Below are 17,034 nucleotides of genomic sequence, written 5' to 3' on the forward strand. Positions count from 1 at the left end.
CCGCTTACGACGTTACAGCCGGACCCCCGACGCATACCTACTCACCAGTAGCCGACACACCCGAAACGGACGGCATCCCCCTCATCGGACACGCCCGGCGTATCAATGGAAAGATGAACGACGGTGACGCCGCGTCCGCGCGTCGACATCGGCAAAATAGCTACAAGTAGCCGCACGTCGCGCGCCACTCGAGCACAATGCATTACGACCACAAGTCGACAAAATTCAACAACCCGAACACAACTGTCGAGGAGTCAAAAGACATGGCCTTCTCCGTCCAGATGCCAGCCCTAGGTGAGAGCGTCACCGAGGGAACTGTCACACGGTGGCTCAAGCAGGAAGGAGACACGGTCGAAGTCGACGAACCCTTGCTCGAAGTCTCCACGGACAAGGTCGACACCGAGATTCCGTCTCCCGTCGCCGGCGTCCTGACCAAGATCGTCGCGCAGGAAGACGACACCGTGGAAATCGGTGGCGAGCTCGCCCAGATCGGTGAAGCCGGCGAAGCCGCAGCTCCCGCGGCAGAGGCACCCGCCCCGGCCGCAGAAGAAGCTCCCGCCGAGGAAGCTCCGGCTGCCGAAGCTCCCGTCGAGGAAGCTCCCGCCGCCGAGGCACCCGCTGCTTCCGGCGGTTCCGCTGAAGGTACCGCCGTGACGATGCCCGCCCTCGGCGAGTCCGTCACCGAAGGCACCGTCACCCGCTGGCTCAAGGCCGTCGGCGACGAAGTTGCCGTCGACGAGGCGCTGCTCGAAGTCTCGACCGACAAGGTCGACACCGAAATCCCGTCGCCCGTCGCCGGAATCCTGCTCGAGATCAATGCGCAGGAAGACGACACCGTCGAGATCGGTGGCCAGCTGGCCGTCGTCGGATCCGGCGCACCCGCCGCGGCCCCGGCACCCAAGGCTGCTCCCGCCGCGCCCGCAGCACCGCCCGCTCCCAAGGCCGAGGCCCCGAAGGCCGAAGCACCCAAGGCTGAGGCCCCGAAGGCTGAAGCACCCAAGCCTGCGGCCGCACCCGCACCGAAGCCCGCTGCGGCTCCCGCACCGGCGGCTGCACCCGCAGCTTCGGGTGACAGCAGCCCCTACGTCACCCCGCTCGTGCGCAAGCTCGCAACGGACAACGGCGTCGACCTCGCCACCGTCACCGGCACCGGCGTCGGCGGCCGTATCCGCAAGCAGGATGTGCTCGCCGCTGCGGAGGCCAAGAAGGCACCCGCAGCCGCTGCTCCTGCTGCTGCAGCTCCCGCAGCCGCACCGGCTGCCTCCGCAGCTGCCGGCGTCCGACCGGAACTGGCACACCTGCGCGGAACCACGCAGAAGGCCAACCGTATTCGGCAGATCACGGCCACCAAGACGCGCGAGTCGCTGCAGAACACCGCTCAGCTCACGCAGACCTTCGAGGTGGACGTCACCAAGATCGTCGCCCTGCGGGCCCGTGCCAAGGCCGGCTTCATCGAGCGCGAAGGCGTCAACCTGACGTTCCTCCCGTTCTTCGCCAAGGCAGTCGTCGAGGCACTGAAGTCGCACCCGAACATCAACGCCAGCTACGACGAAGCTGCCAAGCAGATCACCTACTACGACGCCGAGCATCTCGGCATCGCAGTGGACACCGATCAGGGCTTGCTCTCCCCCGTCATCCACAACGCCGGCGATCTCGGCCTGGCCGGCTTGGCCCGCGCCATCGCCGACATCGCCAAGCGTGCACGCTCGGGTGGCCTGAAGCCGGACGAGCTCTCGGGTGGCACCTTCACCATCACCAACATCGGCAGCCAGGGCGCGCTGTTCGACACCCCGATCCTGGTACCGCCGCAGGCGGCCATGCTCGGAACCGGCGCCATTGTCAAGCGTCCGATGGTGGTCACCGACGAGAACGGCAACGAGTCCATCGGCGTTCGTTCGATGATCTACTTGCCGCTGACCTACGATCACCGTCTCGTCGACGGCGCCGACGCCGGCCGATTCCTCACCACCGTGAAGCAGCGGTTGGAAGAAGCCTCGTTCGAAGCTGATCTGGGCCTGTAAGCAACTGGTCTTCCAGCCGGGGCGTCATCTCCATCAGGAGGTGGCGCCCCGGCTTTTTCAGTACGGTCGGAGATATACGTTCGGATATCGAAGCAGGCTGAATCGAAGGAGGCTTTCCGAATGCGAGTAGTCATCGCCGGCTCGTCCGGTTTGATCGGAACGGCCTTGGTGTCATCGTTGCGCTCCGACAACCACGACGTGGTACGTCTGGTGCGACGGTCGACCGCCGGCCCCGACGAATCGCGTTGGGACCCGGACCACGACCGTCTGGACCTCTCCGTCCTGCAAGGCGCTGACGCCGTCGTGAACCTTTGTGGTGTCGGCATCGGCGACAAACGGTGGTCGGGTTCTTACAAGCAAGCGATCCGTGACAGCCGCATAGTTGCCACCGATGTTTTGGCCGAAGCTGTCGCGAGCCAGAAGGTTCCCGTCCTCGCCAACGCCAGCGCCGTCGGCTATTACGGCGACACCGGCGACAAGATCGTCGACGAGGATTCGCCGGCAGGCACCGACTTTCTCGCCACGACGTGTCGAGACTGGGAGCTTGCCACCGAGCCCGCGCGGAGGGCGGGTGCTCGCGTCGTCAATCTGCGCTCGGGCGTCGTGATTTCACCCCACGGCGGCATGCTCGGTCGACTTCGGCGGATCTATTCGTTCGGTCTCGGTGGGCGACTGGGCAACGGTCGTCAGTACTTTCCGTGGATCTCACTCGAGGACGAGTGCGACGCGATCAAGTTCGCGCTCACCAATCCCGAACTCTCCGGTCCCGTCAACCTGACCGGCCCGGCGCCTGTCACCAACGCCCAGTTCAACGACGCCATGTCCCGCGCAGTTCACCGCCCGGCGCCGTGGATCGTGCCCGGGTTCGCCCTCGAAGCCTTGATTGGAGAATTCGCCAAGAGCGGCATCCTCGGTGGCCAGCGCGCCATTCCCGCAGCTTTGGAAAAGGCGGGATTCTCCTTCCGCCACAACACGATCGGCGAAGCGCTGGCGGCCGCACTGGGTTGAGTCCGAAGTCGGGCGTAATCTCTACTTCCATGAGCAGCGCTGCCGTCTCCGCCCGGTTCTCGAAACTGCCGATCGCCGTCGAGCAACTCGGATCGATCGACTACAACGCCGCGTGGGACCGTCAGCGTGAGCTCGCGGCAACGCGGGCAGACGACATCGGGCCGGACACGCTCCTCCTCCTCGAACATCCCCCTGTGTACACGGCTGGGCGACGCACGGAACCGGAAGATCGACCTGTCGACGGCACACCGGTCATCGATGTCGACCGCGGCGGCAAGATCACCTGGCACGGCCCCGGTCAACTGGTCGGGTATCCGATCGTGAAGTTGGCCGAGCCCATCGACGTGGTGCGATACGTACGACGCATCGAGGAAGCGCTGATCACGGTGTGCACGGACCTCGGCCTGAACTGCGGGCGGATCGACGGCCGCTCGGGCGTCTGGCTGCCTGCCGAACTCGCCAACGGGCAATGGAAGCCCGAACGCAAGGTGTCAGCCATCGGCGTTCGCGTTCAACGTGGTGTCGCGCTGCACGGTTTCGCCCTGAACTGCAATTCGGTCCTGACCGGATTCGACAACATCATTCCCTGCGGAATCCGTGACGCGGGGGTGACGACGCTGTCACACGAACTCGGTCGCGACGTCACCGTGGACGAGGTCACTCCCGCTGTGGCCGAGGCCGTGATCGCTGCTCTCGACGGAACCATGCCCGTCACCGAATGCAACGTCGAGCGCGTCACCTTCGAAAGCGCCTCGCCTACTCCGACTTTTACTACCGTTCAGTACAGCTGACGGGCTCGCCCGAACCCCGTTGCAGTAATCACCGGGCGTAGGATCACTGTCGTGACTATCGCCCCAGAAGGACGTAAGCTGCTCCGCCTCGAGATCCGAAACGCGGAGACGCCCATCGAACGCAAACCCAACTGGATCAAGACCCGAGCAAAGATGGGCCCCGAATACACGGAGCTCAAAGGCCTGGTCAAGCGTGAAGGTTTGCACACCGTCTGCGAGGAAGCGGGCTGCCCCAACATCTACGAATGCTGGGAAGACCGCGAAGCCACCTTCCTGATCGGCGGCGAGCAGTGCACACGCCGCTGTGACTTCTGCCAGATCGACACCGGCAAGCCCGAAGCCCTCGACCGCGACGAGCCCCGTCGCGTCGCCGAAAGCGTTCAGGCCATGGGACTTCGGTACTCCACGATCACCGGCGTCGCCCGCGACGACCTCCCGGACGGCGGCGCCTGGCTCTACGCCGAGACCGTCCGCAAGATCCACGAACTCAACCCGGGCACCGGCGTCGAAAACCTGGTTCCCGACTTCAACGGCAAGCCTGAACTGCTCGACGAGGTCTTCGCCTCACGTCCCGAGGTACTCGCACACAACCTCGAGACCGTCCCCCGCATCTTCAAGCGGATCCGTCCCGCTTTCCGGTACCAGCGCAGCCTCGACGTCATCACTGCGGCACGAGAGTACGGACTGGTCACCAAGTCCAACCTGATCCTCGGCATGGGCGAAACCCCGGAAGAAGTCACCGAGGCGATGGCCGATCTCCACGCCGCCGGCTGCGACATCCTCACCATCACCCAGTACCTGCGCCCCTCACCCCGGCACCACCCCGTCGAGCGGTGGGTCAAGCCCGAGGAGTTCGTCGCACACTCGAAGACTGCAGAAGAGATGGGCTTCGCCGGCGTCATGGCCGGTCCGTTGGTTCGCTCGTCGTACCGTGCCGGCCGCCTGTATGCGCAGGCCATGGCACATCACGGCCGTGAACTTCCCGAGGCGCAGCGTCATCTGACCGAGGGCGGCGACGCTTCCCAGGAAGCCAGCTCACTCATGGCGCGCCTGAATCGCTGATCCACTTTTTGCTGTGCGCCTTTATTAACCGCGGGCGGTTAGTAAAGGCGCACAGCAATGGACGTATCCTGGGTACATGGCGAACGGCAGCAAATCCGGTAAGGGCAAACCCACCAAAGAGGCAAAGGCTGCAGCGAAGGCTGCCCGCAAGCAGGCTTCCAAGGAACGCAGAACTCAGCTCTGGCAGGCGTTCCAGATGCAGCGCAAGGACGACAAGCTCCTTCTGCCGCTGATGATCGGCACCCTGGTGGGTGCGGCTCTGGTCTTCTTCCTGGTCGGTCTCATCTGGGGCCTTCAGTGGTTCCTGCTGCCGATCGGCATCGTTCTCGGCCTCCTCGGCGCCTTCATCATCTTCGGTCGCCGCGTCCAGAAATCGGTGTACAAGAAGGCTGAGGGCCAGGCCGGCGCCGCCGCGTGGGCACTCGACAACATGCAGGGCGCGTGGCGCGTCACGAACGCCGTCGCCGGCACCACCCAGCTCGACGCCGTTCACCGCGTTGTCGGACGACCGGGTGTCATCCTCGTCGCAGAGGGTTCGCCGCAACGCGTCAAGGGCCTCCTCGCGCAGGAGAAGAAGAAAACTGCGCGCCTCATCGGCGACACCCCGATCTACGACATCATCATCGGAAACGACGAAGGTCAGGTTCCGCTTTCGCAGCTCCAGCGTTACCTGAACAAGCTGCCGCGCAACATCGACACCAAGCGCATGGACAACATCGAAGGCCGACTCGCTGCGCTCAGCGCACGCGGCGGCGGAGCAGCGCTTCCCAAGGGCCCGATGCCCGGAGGCGCAAAGATGAAGGGCATGCAGCGAACCATTCGTCGTCGCTGACACTCCCCCACAGCAAAACGAAAGACCCGGGCCCATAGGGACCCGGGTCTTTCTTCGTTCGAGAAGTTCGTGTCAGCGCGACTTCACGAGCAGAGTGCCGGTCGCGCGGTCCTGCATGCCTCGACCGTCGATGTCGGTGATCGTCGCGGGAATCACGAACACGAGAAGTGCCTGACGCCCGAGCGCGCGCACGAAGCCCACTCGGATCGGGCCTTCGATTCGCGCAACCTGAAGTCCGAGAACGAATTGCCCCGGTGTGAAGTTGAACAGCGCCACGGTGACGACGCCGACGGCGAACCACACCATCAACGTGATCGTGGAGGTCATACCGTCGAAGAAGTCGCCGGTGATGAGCGAGGCCACTCCCACGGCCATAACCCAATCCACCAACAGTGCGGCGATACGACGGCCCGAACCGACCAGCGATCCGGGGCCCTCCTGGGGGAAGCCGAGAAACTCGCCGCGATAAGACTGCTCACGACCGTCCGCATTCTTCGGCAAAGCTGCTTCAGGCCCAGAGAGCCAAGTTCCGGTGATTCGTGCCATGCTGTCCAGGATAGGCGTCGCAGCACCGTAGTCCAGATTTGCCGGGTTTTAACTGTGTGGCCGGTCACATGGACTTCGGAAATCCCCAGGATGCTGCGACGCGTAACACTGCCGAAACAAAGGGTTGACGAGCGGGCAACACCAGCTCCCTACCGTCTGCCTCGACGGATTCAACCGACATCACTTGGCTGAAGCGACTTAAGGAGCACAAGCGTGGCGTTCACCACGGCCGAAGAGGTCATCAAGTACATCGCGGACGAGAACATCGAGTACGTCGACATTCGGTTCAGCGACCTGCCCGGCGTCCAGCAGCACTTCTCGATCCCGGCGTCTGCTTTCAACCAGGACGTGTTCGAGGACGGCCTCGCATTCGACGGATCTTCGGTCCGCGGATTCCAGTCGATCCACGAGTCCGACATGATGTTGCTTCCCGACGTCACCACGGCGCAGATCGATCCCTTCCGCAAGGCGAAGACCCTCAACATCAACTTCTTCGTGCACGACCCGTTCACCCGTGAGTCCTACAGCCGCGACCCGCGCAACGTTGCCCGCAAGGCCGAGGAGTACTTGGTCAGCACCGGCATCGCGGACACCGCATTCTTCGGCGCCGAGGCCGAGTTCTACATCTTCGACTCGGTTCGCTACGACTCCGGCATGAACTCCGCTTTCTACGAGCTGGATTCCATCTCCGGTTCCTGGAACACCGGCGCAGAGACCAACGCCGACGGCTCCCCGAACCTCGGCTACAAGGTTCGCGCCAAGGGCGGCTACTTCCCCGTCGCTCCGTACGACCACTACGTGGACCTGCGCGACGAGATCTCCACCAACCTGACCAACGCGGGCTTCGAGCTCGAGCGCGGCCACCACGAGGTCGGCACCGGCGGACAGCAGGAGATCAACTACAAGTTCAACACGCTGCTCGCAGCGGCCGACGACCTGCAGCTGTTCAAGTACATCGTCAAGAACACCTGCTGGCAGCACGGCAAGTCCGCGACCTTCATGCCGAAGCCGCTCTTCGGTGACAACGGCTCGGGCATGCACGTCCACCAGTCCCTGTGGAAGGACGGCAAGCCCCTCTTCCACGACGAGTCCGGCTACGCAGGCCTCTCGGACATGGCTCGCCACTACATCGGCGGTATCCTGCACCACGCTCCGTCGCTGTTGGCCTTCACCAACCCGACGATCAACTCGTACCACCGTCTGGTGCCGGGCTACGAAGCCCCCATCAACCTCGTGTACAGCCAGCGCAACCGCTCGGCAGCTGTCCGTATCCCGATCACGGGCAACAACCCGAAGGCAAAGCGTCTCGAGTTCCGCGCACCCGACTCCTCGGGTAACCCGTACCTCAACTTCGCGGCACAGATGATGGCCGGCCTCGACGGCATCAAGAACAAGATCGAGCCGATGGCTCCGGTCGACAAGGACCTCTACGAGCTTCCCCCGGAGGAGGCTCGCAACATCCCGCAGGCTCCGACCAGCCTCGAGACGGTCATCAACCGCCTCGAAGCCGATCACGAGTACCTGACCGAGGGTGGCGTCTTCACCACCGACCTGATCGAGACCTGGATCTCGCTCAAGCGTGAGCAGGAAATCGCTCCGGTCAACCTGCGTCCGCACCCGTACGAGTTCGAGCTCTACTACGACGTGTGATCCGCATCCTGACGTAAGTCAGACCTGCGACTACCGAGTGCACCCGTCCCGCGTCTGTGGGGCGGGTGCACTTGTTTCGGTCCGATCTAATGTGTCCGCCACACATGTGCCCAGCCGCATCTGAGCGGAATTACATCGGGTATACATTCGACCGATACCGACTTGGGTGCAGGAGAAGCAACAGATGCCCGATCCGTTCGCAATCGAAGTGGACTCCTTCTACAACACGATCGTCCTGCGCTCACCGGATGACTACGAACCACTTGCGCCGGGTTGGTTTCCCACCGAACCCCAATTCGTCACTGGCGGACCAGGCCGACTCGTCATCCACACCGGTGGACGCGGGCTCGTACGCGTGACAGTCACCTCCACCGAAACACCTGCCCCTCCGCTCACGGATTCGCTACTCACAGTGTGGGAGGACATCGCGGAGAGTTCGTTCACCATCGAGAGCGACGCACTCTGCTTCGACGGATTCTCAGGCGAGGTATCGCATCCAATTCCCCATCCGAGGCCAGGCCCGTGCCGAGTGCGAGTGTTTGCTCGGGGACGGACTGAGTACTGGGACGCCTACCGGACACCGGAGACCCAACCGCAGATACGACTCCACATCCAACTCTGGCCGCAACAACTCGGTGACCCGCACCTCATCCAGTACCGAGGCCGGATTACCGGAAATCGTAGCCGAACCGACGACACCCCCGAGGAAAAGCAGCCCACCACCACGTAGCCGGGAACATCTCTCTCCACTGCGCAGTTCTGCTCCGGGCACGGCTACCGGATCCAGTAGTTTTCTGTGCCGAGGCCGGTAACGAAGTGCGAGTAGTCGACCTACCTGCCAGGGCTGCGGATACGGCGTTTCGCGGACCTGTACCAGGCAACGGAAAGACCGACGCGAAAGATGCTTTCATCATCGTCGATGCCGCCCGCACACTCCCCGATACGCTGTTGCCGATCGGAAAGGCCTGCGACCTTGTCGAGGGTCTACGCATGCTGTCCGAATTCGACGCCGATCTGGCGGTCGACGAAAACCGGTTGATCAACCGCCTGCGGTCGATGCTGTTGTCCGTGAATCCATGGGCGTACGGACCGGTGTGACGATGCTCGTCGAAATCACCGACATCGGTCGTTCCGCGACGCAGGGGCGCTCGCGGTTTACGCCGGGGTCGCACCTCGCACAGATCGCTCCGGAACGTCCGTCAAAGGTGAGCATCGACAACACAGCGGCAACGCCAGACTCAAACGCGCCAAGTATCTTTCAGCGTTCGCTGCTCTCAAGGATCCGATCTCTCGTGCCAACTACGACCGACAACGAGCTGAGGGCAGGCGTGGCTGGTGCGCGTCTCGAGGTCAGAGTTCGCGCGCCGGATGTCGAATCGGAGAGAACCCCAATGTGGCTGCAGCGATAGCGAACACAATAGCGATGCCGAGCAGGGTTAGGCGTTCACCGATCGCGCCGACCAACAGGCCTGCTATCACTGCGCCGAGCGCAGCCATGGCGCGGTTGACGGAGCGTCGGGCGGCATTCACACGCCCGAGAAGCTCATCGGGGGTGAGTGTTTGCCAATAGCCCATCTCGTTCGCGTTCTCCGCGCCTGCTGCCAACCCTTGCAGGCCCAGTGCTGCGAAGAGCAGCACATGGCCGACACCTGTGTCCGGCGCGAAGGCAACGAGAAGCCAGGTGACGGGGTATACCGTGCGGGCGAGGATGACTGCTCGTCCTGATCCGATGCGCGTGCCGAGCGCGTGAGCGCAGGATGTGCCGAGGAGGCTTGCGACACCGAACGTCGTCAGCAGCAAACCGTATGTGTAGGCGCTGAACCCGAGCGAGCGGAGAGCGAACAGCGACAGCACAGTCAACGCAGCTCCGTTGGCAAGGAACCACACGTGTGTCGATATCGCGAGCGGGTTGAGAGTGCGGTGGCGATACGTGAATCTCAGACCCTCACGCACTTCGTTCATCAGGTTTCGGGAGCGAGAAACGGATCGAGGCTCGTCGACGTCGAGCCCGAAATTGAGTGCGGCATCAGCGAAATAGCTGATTGCGTCGACGGCAATCACCACGGGAGCGCCGAGCAGGCCTACGAGTGTGCCTCCGACCGTTGGCCCCAATGTCGTTGCCGCTGCGTCGGCTTGGTCGAGTCGAGCGTTTGCTTTCACCAGTTGACTGCGTGGAACCAGCCGGGGTAACAAGGACTGCATCGCAGCGAAGCCGAACACCGAGAAGGAGCCGAACAGCAGCAACACGATGACCAGAACCCAGATGTGCAGAAGCCCGGCGAGCCACAGAAGCGGGACGGCACCGAGCACAACTGCCCGACCGACCCTGGCCCACACGAGAATTGGCTTGCGCCGCCACCGATCGACATAGACCCCCGCGACCAACCCGAGCACCGCATACGGGATGAACTGAGCCGCGTTCACCACACCCACTTCGAACGGCGTCGCGTCCAAAAGCTGCACTACCAAAATGGGCATCGCCACAGCTGTCACCGACGAGCCGGCCGAACTGATCACCGCGGCCTTGAGAAAGCGTCGAAATGATGAACGGTGACCTGCCGGCGAAACGTCACTCATCGCTGACATCCACGACGCCACACGGCCGACTGCACCAGTCTGTCCCGCTCATGCACGGCACTGTAACCGAGCACGCCCGATATCGGTGCTGAGGACGAGGCGGCTGTTGGCATTGCCAAATTGATAGAAGCACTCAACCGTGACCAAGGACTAGAGCGGACACAGCCCCTCACCTCGTCCGCGTAGGTGGGGTTACCCGTCTCGACTTGCACTCCGCGATGCTCACCGAGTGGACATTGCACAGCGAACACGATTGGCTGTCACTCATTGTTGCGTTTCTTCGACCCAGTCGGGGTGTTCGCGGCTGTCGTCGAGCACCCAGGTACGGGATTCGTCGCCGATGCGGTCGGGGTCAGTGAGCCAGCATGTTGCGTCGGGCGCCCACCCGGCGATGACGCTCGCCGTCTCGTCGTCGACTCCGATCGCGGTTCCCGCCGCGGCCAGGTATCCCATAACGGTGAGATGCACGCCCGTGTAGCTCTCAGCGACGAGCTGCCAGTTGGGGATGACCCAGCGCCCTGATCGTCCGGTGGTCCGGTACCAGTCGTTTCGTTTATCCGCGGTGACCTCGAGGGGGAACCGTCTGCAGAGTTCCGCCCACGCCTGCGCGCCGTCGATCTCGTATATGCGAGCGCCGGCGGGTGCGTCGACTTGTCGCACGGCGATGCGTTTCCAACCCATGCCGTCTTCGACGAACCACAATTCTGCCGGGGTCCCGTCGAACAGTGCCCGTGTCGAACACCGAACAGACGGATTCGACCACCAGTAACCGGACCAGTTCGCCTTCGGATCGGTCGCACGATCAGCGGCTCGCGCTTCCGCTGAGAGAGTGTGCTCGTGCCAGTCGCTCAGGAGTTCTGCGGCCGTCGACTCAAAGGTATCGGGGCTGTCGTCGTCGCGGCTCACTATCAACCATTGGTCGGTCTCGGCGAGCGCGGTCGTCCACCACTGCGTGTGTGGGGATCGTGCGATGTGCTCGGCGACTCGTCGAAGCTCACGCCGTACCGGCTCGGTTGCGACGAGGATGTCTTCACCGTCGGGGTCCTGCCAGTAGCGCGCTGTGTCCGTCGCTGCGGAGAGGGCCGAACGGAGTGCAACCTCGGTCACCTCGGGAAGCGGTACCTCGGACAGGCGGTGCGCCACATCGGCGGCAGTGACAACGGCACGTACAGGCTCTTCGGGAGGCTCTTCAGCGCCGGACTCGTACGCCACGCGTGAATACGTCACGCTTGAGTCTCGCTCGGGGTCGAGGTGATGCGACGCCAGAAAAACCGCGGAACGGAACGAGTCGTCATGCGGCTCGGGTCGCCGGATCCGTTCGGCATCCATCACGTAGTCAAGCAGCATCCGCCGTCCGCGTGGCCCCGACAACAACGTATCCGCTGCACTCGTTGTGCTCACTGCCTCAGGCTCCTCGATTTCCGTCATGACTGTGTCTACCAGTGTCGATCTCTCGGTGTTGTGCGCTGGGGTCCACACACCCCGGCGGCCCCAGCGGATCGGGCATCACTCGTCGAACACGAAGGTGGCGCTGCCATCTCCTGGTAGCTCGTGAACGATCACCTCGTTGCCGATACCCGTGACAACGGACACGAAAGTGGCCGCCTCCCTGCCGATCCCGACGAGCCAACTGATCCCGACACCCTGCTGACGGGTACTCGACGGAAGAACGATTCACCCCCTTCTATAGCCGCTCCCGGGTGCAACGATCGGGCTGTGTCCAACACCGCTTGCCGCACGGCACCGAGGTCGATCAGGTCATCGTCCGGTCCGATCTGTGACGGCTGAAAATACGTCAGAGCGAACGGCAGACGGATCATCACCTTGGGCTCGGGCGCGGACCCCTGCTCCGGGACAAAGTAGAAGCCCCACCCCCGTGGGGAGGGTGGGGCTTCCTTCGGTCCGGCGCTCACACACAGCGGGAGGGCGGTGGACATGCCGGACCGACGACACGGCAGGGAGTCAAGCTGCCGCGCCCAAGCGCTGACCGGAAGGAATGCGCCTGAGTCTGTGGTTACGAGAACCATCAAATCAGACAAATTGGACGCATGTTCAGGAATCGAATAATTCGACTCCGCCCTTCAGAAAGATCTCACTGCACCCGATAAATTTCGCTGCGGCAAGGATCCACCAACCGCCGCATAACCTCGTACGCGCGGTCCGGTTCCGTGTACGGCGGAATCATCATCAGAACGAGTTGACGACCATGGATGTCGTCGAGATACATCAAATCGTGGGGCTGGCCAGGGTACGGACCCCGCACTTCCAGTCCGTCGACTTCGTCGATACGTCGCTGCGCGCTACTGATCGTGTTCCAGTCGAACGCAACCCTCGCGATCGGCCCCAGCCGCAACGAAAGTGCGGATATCAGATCGTGAAGCTCCGCCGTGACGTTCGTGGTCCACGGGAACCACGCGCCGTCCACCGATGCCTTGACGGCACCTTGCCCGCGAAGCAGGAACCGCGGGGTCCGCGTCGGCGAAGGGAAAGGTTGCCCGATATGGCGCTGCGGCGCTTCCCTTGCATAGTCGAGAGTGCTGATGTGCGCCATGACGAGGCTCCTTGACGGAGGATTCGTGGAACCGCCAGGCAGAGGCGCCCGGTCGTGGGTTCCATACCTTCAGGCTACTCCGGTGCACAACGCCGACTATGCATCGACGGAAATGATCACGCCGGTATCGCCATACGGGAACGGGCCATTACCGATGTGACCGAGAGTGTTGAAGAATTTCGAAATAGGCACCATCACACCGCATTTCGCCTTGACTTTGCTGCGGATCTCGTCGAATTCCGCTCCACCGCTCACCAACTGCGCGGTCCCGGCGACCGGCGAAGTGCCGTCGACAACCTTCCCGCGATTGTTGCATGGCACGACGGTAACCCGTGTGTTGTTCCGCAGCCGCTTCGCCTTACCCGATTTCGAGGAAGTCCAGAACCCAATACGTCCGTCCGACAATTGGCGTATGCCTCCACAAACTCCACGACCATGCACGCGAATGAATTTTCTCTACCCCAGGAGTTTCAAAACGGACAATTATCCGGACGAAGATGAACAACAAGTGCCGAGTGGTGGAAATGTCGCGGAACGACCCCATCTCAGGTCGATTTGCGGCCCGCCGATGTTGGAACATGACTTCTCGTGAATGCGGAACTCATCGTTCTCCTCGTCGTCGTCGTAACCGCTCTGGGGTTCGACTTCACCAACGGTTTTCATGACACTGGCAACGCTATGGCCACGTCGATTGCAACCGGCGCCCTCAAGCCCAAGGTGGCAGTCGCTCTGTCTGCTTCCTTGAACCTGGTCGGAGCTTTCCTCTCGGTAGAGGTTGCTGCCACCGTGGCCAAGGGCGTGGTGAACCTCGGAAATGTGGGTGGCCAAGCGCTGCTCACCATCGTCTTCGCCGGCCTTGTCGGCGGCATCATCTGGAACCTGGCAACGTGGTTGCTCGGCATCCCCTCGAGTTCCTCACACGCACTGTTCGGCGGCCTGATCGGCGCCGCCATCGCGTCCCTCGGAATGAGCGGTGTCGCCTGGAGCGGCGTGCTCAGCAAGGTTGTCATCCCCGCAGTTCTCGCTCCCGTCGTAGCCGGCTTGGTTGCAGCGGCCGGAACCTGGCTCATCTACCGCATCACCTCCAACGTCGGTGAGGAAACCAAGGACAAGGGTTTCCGACTCGGCCAGATCGGTTCGGCTTCACTCGTTTCCCTCGCCCACGGCACCAACGACGCTCAGAAGACAATGGGCGTCATCTTCCTCGCCTTGGTCGCCCATGGAACCATCTCCGCCGACGCGGACATGCCGTTCTGGGTCAAGCTCACCTGCGCACTCGCGATCGCTGCCGGAACCTACCTCGGCGGGTGGCGAGTCATCCGCACACTCGGCAAGGGCCTGGTCGAGATCGCCGCGCCGCAGGGCATGGCAGCCGAAGCATCTTCTGCTGCCATCATTCTCACCTCCAGCCACCTCGGTCTTCCACTCTCGACCACCCATGTGGCGACGGGTTCCATCATGGGAACCGGTCTGGGACGCAAGGGCGCCGAGGTTCGTTGGGGCGTCGCCGGACGTATGGCGGTCGCCTGGTTGATCACTCTCCCGTCCGCTGCGATCGTCGGCGCTCTGTGCTGGGGACTGGCCAACATCGTCGGCGGCCTGCCCGGTGTCCTGGTCGTCTTCGCTGTGCTCATCGCCCTGGCCGGTTGGATGTACCTGCGCTCCCGCAAGGAGCCCATCGATCCGAGCAATGTCAACGCCGAGTGGGACGGCGGCCTGGTGCCTGCAGAGGTCCCCGGTCCGGACGCCCGCGTCACCACCGACGTCAAAGCCTGAAAGAGGGAATCGACATGGATATCTTGAAAAACACCGTCGACTCGCTCTGGCAGGTCGTGCTTGTCGGCCTCCTGCTTGGCGCCGGACTTCCGGCGATCTTCGCAATCGGCCTGAAGTCCCTCGACGCCGGGCAACGTGGCAGTGGCGGCGAGAGCACTGCCGTCGCGGCTCGCAGTCCGTTGGCCGTGGCAGGCGCAGTGGTGTGCTTCGCGGTAGTGCTCATCGCAATCGTCACCGGAATCCTCTTCATCATGCAGGGCTTCCTCAGCCACACATTCGGCATCGAGATCTTCTGATCCCTTGCGCCCTCACGAGCGGAAAGACATCACCGTGACTGCACCGACTCCATCCCTTCCTCAATCCATTCTGGAATGGCTTCGCGCCGGCTACCCCGAAGGCATACCGCCCAAGGACCGCATTCCGCTGGTCGCATTGCTACGACGCAAGCTCTCGGACGCGCAAATTCGAGACATTGCCATCGGCGCTGCACTCGCAGAACTGAGCGACGTCAACAGCGACCAGGTGATCTCGAGCGACGAGATCAGCGCTCAGATCGCAGATCTGACGAGCCAGACGCCCTCGGACGAGGACATCGCGCGCGTTGCCTCGGTCCTGGCCGCCGCCGGATGGCCACTCGCTGATCTCGACAACGACTGAAGCTCGATTCGTTGAGCCTTCCACCACTTCTGGCTTCGATACTCGGCTGGCTGCGTGCCGGGTATCCGAACGGCGTGCCGGAGCAGGACTACGTCCCTTTGATGGCCCTGCTCCGGCGGCAGTTGTCCGACGCAGAGATCGCCGTTCTTGCCGACGATCTCGTCGCCGAGTTTCCGGTCCCTGTCGATCCGATCGACTTTCCGATTCCGGTCGATCCGATCGACATCGGCGTCCTCATCACCAAAGTCACCGACGACATGCCGCACGAATCGGATGTCGCTCGGGTACGGGAACATCTGATTCGTGGAGGTTGGAAAATCGACGCTCAACCTCCGGTAGACGACTCCTGACGGCACTTCGTAAATCGGACCAGTTTGATAACGAACCGATAACGGAGCCGTCGGCGCCAATACAGACCACTTAGTGTCATCAGGAATTCCGTGCCTCGGGGGGCTCGGTCGGATTTCGGTGTGCAAGCACCGTTGGGGCGGGAGTGATTTATGCACGAGGTACGCACGGATCTTGCAAACAACCGAGATTCTTCGAAGAAGCGAATTTCGAAACGAATCAAGCGTCGGATCCTCGGCCTCGCAGCGACAGCACTCGCGCTCCCCCTGACCGCAGGCCTGATCAGCGGATCAGTAGCAAGCGCGGCACCTGCTCGCACCGCCCCGGCCGGTGGTTACGAGGACGTATTCGTCGACTCCTCGATGGGCCCGATCAAGGTCCAGATCCAGTGGGCTTCGCGCGGCGGCAACGCGGCTCTCTACCTTCTCGACGGTTTGCGTGCACGCGACGACCGAAACGCATGGAGTTTCGAGACCAACGCTCTCGAACAGTTTCGCGGCGACAACGTCACCCTGGTCATGCCGGTCGGCGGGCAGTCCAGCTTTTACTCCGACTGGTATGCGAACAGCAATTTGAATCGCCAACCGGTCACGTACAAATGGGAAACCTTCCTCACCCAGGAACTTCCCGCCTATCTGGAATCGCGCGGAGTCTCCCGAACCAACAACGGTGTGCTCGGATTGTCCATGGGTGGCAGCGCGGCACTGACGCTCGCCGCCTATCACCGCGATCAGTTCAAGTTCGCCGGATCGCTCTCGGGATACCTCAACATCTCGGCTCCAGGCATGCGTGAAGCAATCCGCGTGGCCATGGTCAGCGCAGGGTCCTTCAATGTCGATGCCATGTGGGGACCGCCGTGGAACCCCGCTTGGCTCCGCAACGACCCCTTCGTGTTTGCACCCGAGTTGGCTGGGCTCTCCCTGTACATCTCCGCCGCGAGCGGCCTGCCCGGGCAGTTCGATCAACCGCGTCGGCCCGTCGACTTCGTGAATACCGGTAGTGCCATCGGGCTCGAGGCCCTTGCCTTGATGAACTCACGGGCATTCCAACTGCGCATGAACTCCCTGGGAATTCCGGCAACATACAGCTTCCCGGCCAACGGCACTCATTCGTGGCCGTACTGGGGTGCAGAACTGTGGAAGGCCCGAGGCCAGATCCTCGACACCCTGAACGCTTGGTGAACTGACAACTACTCGATCACCGACCAACCGCAGG

General features: G+C 62.8%; 18 protein-coding genes and 1 pseudogene. 14 read left to right on the forward strand and 5 right to left on the reverse strand.

What is annotated here, in order from left to right; genetic code table 11:
* Positions 1 to 263 precede the first annotated feature (263 nt).
* From sucB to ACFQ6Y_RS21785, 5 genes are all read left to right on the forward strand, one after another.
* Entirely contained in the window at positions 264 to 2,021 is a 1,758-nt protein-coding gene (gene sucB / locus ACFQ6Y_RS21765; protein WP_378637040.1) for a 2-oxoglutarate dehydrogenase, E2 component, dihydrolipoamide succinyltransferase, read from the forward strand.
* A 120-nt stretch (positions 2,022 to 2,141) separates the two neighbouring features.
* Entirely contained in the window at positions 2,142 to 3,029 is an 888-nt protein-coding gene (locus ACFQ6Y_RS21770; RefSeq protein ID WP_378547036.1) for a TIGR01777 family oxidoreductase, read from the forward strand.
* 29 nt (positions 3,030 to 3,058) lie between these two features.
* Complete coding sequence (lipB, locus tag ACFQ6Y_RS21775; RefSeq protein ID WP_378637044.1) at positions 3,059 to 3,820, forward strand: lipoyl(octanoyl) transferase LipB; 762 nt, start codon at positions 3,059 to 3,061, stop codon at positions 3,818 to 3,820.
* Between the two features lie 51 nt (positions 3,821 to 3,871).
* A complete protein-coding gene (gene lipA / locus ACFQ6Y_RS21780; RefSeq protein ID WP_378637048.1) occupies positions 3,872 to 4,882 on the forward strand; it encodes a lipoyl synthase in 1,011 nt (336 codons plus the stop codon).
* A gap of 76 nt (positions 4,883 to 4,958) precedes the next feature.
* Entirely contained in the window at positions 4,959 to 5,714 is a 756-nt protein-coding gene (locus tag ACFQ6Y_RS21785) for a DUF4191 domain-containing protein (protein WP_003941625.1), read from the forward strand.
* A 72-nt stretch (positions 5,715 to 5,786) separates the two neighbouring features.
* Here ACFQ6Y_RS21785 and ACFQ6Y_RS21790 read toward each other — a convergent pair whose 3' ends face one another.
* Entirely contained in the window at positions 5,787 to 6,260 is a 474-nt protein-coding gene (locus ACFQ6Y_RS21790; RefSeq protein ID WP_172932084.1) for an RDD family protein, read from the reverse strand.
* A gap of 213 nt (positions 6,261 to 6,473) precedes the next feature.
* On the opposite strand from ACFQ6Y_RS21790, the gene glnA reads away from it, so the two are divergent.
* From glnA to ACFQ6Y_RS21810, 4 genes and pseudogenes are all read left to right on the forward strand, one after another.
* Positions 6,474 to 7,910: a type I glutamate--ammonia ligase gene (gene glnA, locus ACFQ6Y_RS21795; RefSeq protein WP_003941609.1), complete on the forward strand. Its 1,437-nt coding sequence runs from the start codon at positions 6,474 to 6,476 to the stop codon at positions 7,908 to 7,910.
* 184 nt (positions 7,911 to 8,094) lie between these two features.
* Positions 8,095 to 8,640, forward strand: coding sequence for a hypothetical protein (locus ACFQ6Y_RS21800; RefSeq protein WP_378637052.1), 546 nt, complete (start codon positions 8,095 to 8,097; stop codon positions 8,638 to 8,640).
* Between the two features lie 86 nt (positions 8,641 to 8,726).
* Entirely contained in the window at positions 8,727 to 9,008 is a 282-nt protein-coding gene (locus ACFQ6Y_RS21805; protein WP_378637056.1) for a transposase, read from the forward strand.
* Positions 8,983 to 9,201: pseudogene (locus ACFQ6Y_RS21810) on the forward strand (transposase); the annotation flags it as partial. The gene ACFQ6Y_RS21805 and the pseudogene ACFQ6Y_RS21810, both read left to right, overlap by 26 nt.
* A 59-nt stretch (positions 9,202 to 9,260) precedes the next feature.
* Here the strand turns inward: ACFQ6Y_RS21810 and ACFQ6Y_RS21815 are convergent.
* The 4 genes from ACFQ6Y_RS21815 to ACFQ6Y_RS21830 form a co-directional block, all read right to left on the reverse strand.
* Positions 9,261 to 10,487, reverse strand: a complete 1,227-nt coding sequence (locus tag ACFQ6Y_RS21815) for an MFS transporter (RefSeq protein WP_378637060.1) — start codon at positions 10,485 to 10,487, stop codon at positions 9,261 to 9,263.
* Positions 10,488 to 10,751: 264 nt separating this feature from the next.
* The gene (locus ACFQ6Y_RS21820) at positions 10,752 to 11,888 is read right to left on the reverse strand and encodes a hypothetical protein (RefSeq protein WP_378637063.1); all 1,137 of its coding nucleotides are present in this window, start codon (positions 11,886 to 11,888) and stop codon (positions 10,752 to 10,754) included.
* A 691-nt stretch (positions 11,889 to 12,579) separates the two neighbouring features.
* Positions 12,580 to 13,038, reverse strand: coding sequence for a DUF5994 family protein (locus tag ACFQ6Y_RS21825; RefSeq protein WP_378637066.1), 459 nt, complete (start codon positions 13,036 to 13,038; stop codon positions 12,580 to 12,582).
* A 96-nt stretch (positions 13,039 to 13,134) separates the two neighbouring features.
* On the reverse strand, positions 13,135 to 13,293 hold the full coding sequence (locus ACFQ6Y_RS21830; protein ID WP_378637071.1) for a hypothetical protein: 159 nt from the start codon (positions 13,291 to 13,293) through the stop codon (positions 13,135 to 13,137).
* A gap of 333 nt (positions 13,294 to 13,626) precedes the next feature.
* On the opposite strand from ACFQ6Y_RS21830, the gene ACFQ6Y_RS21835 reads away from it, so the two are divergent.
* From ACFQ6Y_RS21835 to ACFQ6Y_RS21855, 5 genes are all read left to right on the forward strand, one after another.
* Positions 13,627 to 14,814, forward strand: a complete 1,188-nt coding sequence (locus tag ACFQ6Y_RS21835; protein WP_003941590.1) for an inorganic phosphate transporter — start codon at positions 13,627 to 13,629, stop codon at positions 14,812 to 14,814.
* A 14-nt stretch (positions 14,815 to 14,828) separates the two neighbouring features.
* Entirely contained in the window at positions 14,829 to 15,110 is a 282-nt protein-coding gene (locus tag ACFQ6Y_RS21840; RefSeq protein ID WP_378637074.1) for a hypothetical protein, read from the forward strand.
* 34 nt (positions 15,111 to 15,144) lie between these two features.
* Positions 15,145 to 15,471 (forward strand): DUF3349 domain-containing protein, encoded by a 327-nt coding sequence (locus ACFQ6Y_RS21845; RefSeq protein ID WP_020908123.1) that lies wholly within the window; start codon positions 15,145 to 15,147, stop codon positions 15,469 to 15,471.
* Between the two features lie 11 nt (positions 15,472 to 15,482).
* On the forward strand, positions 15,483 to 15,821 hold the full coding sequence (locus ACFQ6Y_RS21850) for a DUF3349 domain-containing protein (RefSeq protein ID WP_378538868.1): 339 nt from the start codon (positions 15,483 to 15,485) through the stop codon (positions 15,819 to 15,821).
* Positions 15,822 to 15,971: 150 nt separating this feature from the next.
* The gene (locus tag ACFQ6Y_RS21855) at positions 15,972 to 17,000 is read left to right on the forward strand and encodes an alpha/beta hydrolase (RefSeq protein ID WP_378637076.1); all 1,029 of its coding nucleotides are present in this window, start codon (positions 15,972 to 15,974) and stop codon (positions 16,998 to 17,000) included.
* The last annotated feature ends 34 nt before the right edge of the window (positions 17,001 to 17,034 follow it).

Source organism: Rhodococcus sp. NPDC056516 (genome assembly GCF_042794655.1).
In the GTDB taxonomy this organism is placed as follows: Bacteria; Actinomycetota; Actinomycetes; order Mycobacteriales; family Mycobacteriaceae; genus Rhodococcus_F.

Coding starts and splice junctions, on each gene's coding strand:
- sucB (WP_378637040.1), top strand. CDS start 264: ATGGCCTTCTCCGTCCAGATGCCAGCCCTAGGTGAGAGCGTCACCGAG.
- ACFQ6Y_RS21770 (WP_378547036.1), top strand. CDS start 2,142: ATGCGAGTAGTCATCGCCGGCTCGTCCGGTTTGATCGGAACGGCCTTG.
- lipB (WP_378637044.1), top strand. CDS start 3,059: ATGAGCAGCGCTGCCGTCTCCGCCCGGTTCTCGAAACTGCCGATCGCC.
- ACFQ6Y_RS21785 (WP_003941625.1), top strand. CDS start 4,959: ATGGCGAACGGCAGCAAATCCGGTAAGGGCAAACCCACCAAAGAGGCA.
- ACFQ6Y_RS21790 (WP_172932084.1), bottom strand. CDS start 6,260: ATGGCACGAATCACCGGAACTTGGCTCTCTGGGCCTGAAGCAGCTTTG.
- ACFQ6Y_RS21800 (WP_378637052.1), top strand. CDS start 8,095: ATGCCCGATCCGTTCGCAATCGAAGTGGACTCCTTCTACAACACGATC.
- ACFQ6Y_RS21815 (WP_378637060.1), bottom strand. CDS start 10,487: ATGAGTGACGTTTCGCCGGCAGGTCACCGTTCATCATTTCGACGCTTT.
- ACFQ6Y_RS21825 (WP_378637066.1), bottom strand. CDS start 13,038: ATGGCGCACATCAGCACTCTCGACTATGCAAGGGAAGCGCCGCAGCGC.
- ACFQ6Y_RS21840 (WP_378637074.1), top strand. CDS start 14,829: ATGGATATCTTGAAAAACACCGTCGACTCGCTCTGGCAGGTCGTGCTT.
- ACFQ6Y_RS21855 (WP_378637076.1), top strand. CDS start 15,972: ATGCACGAGGTACGCACGGATCTTGCAAACAACCGAGATTCTTCGAAG.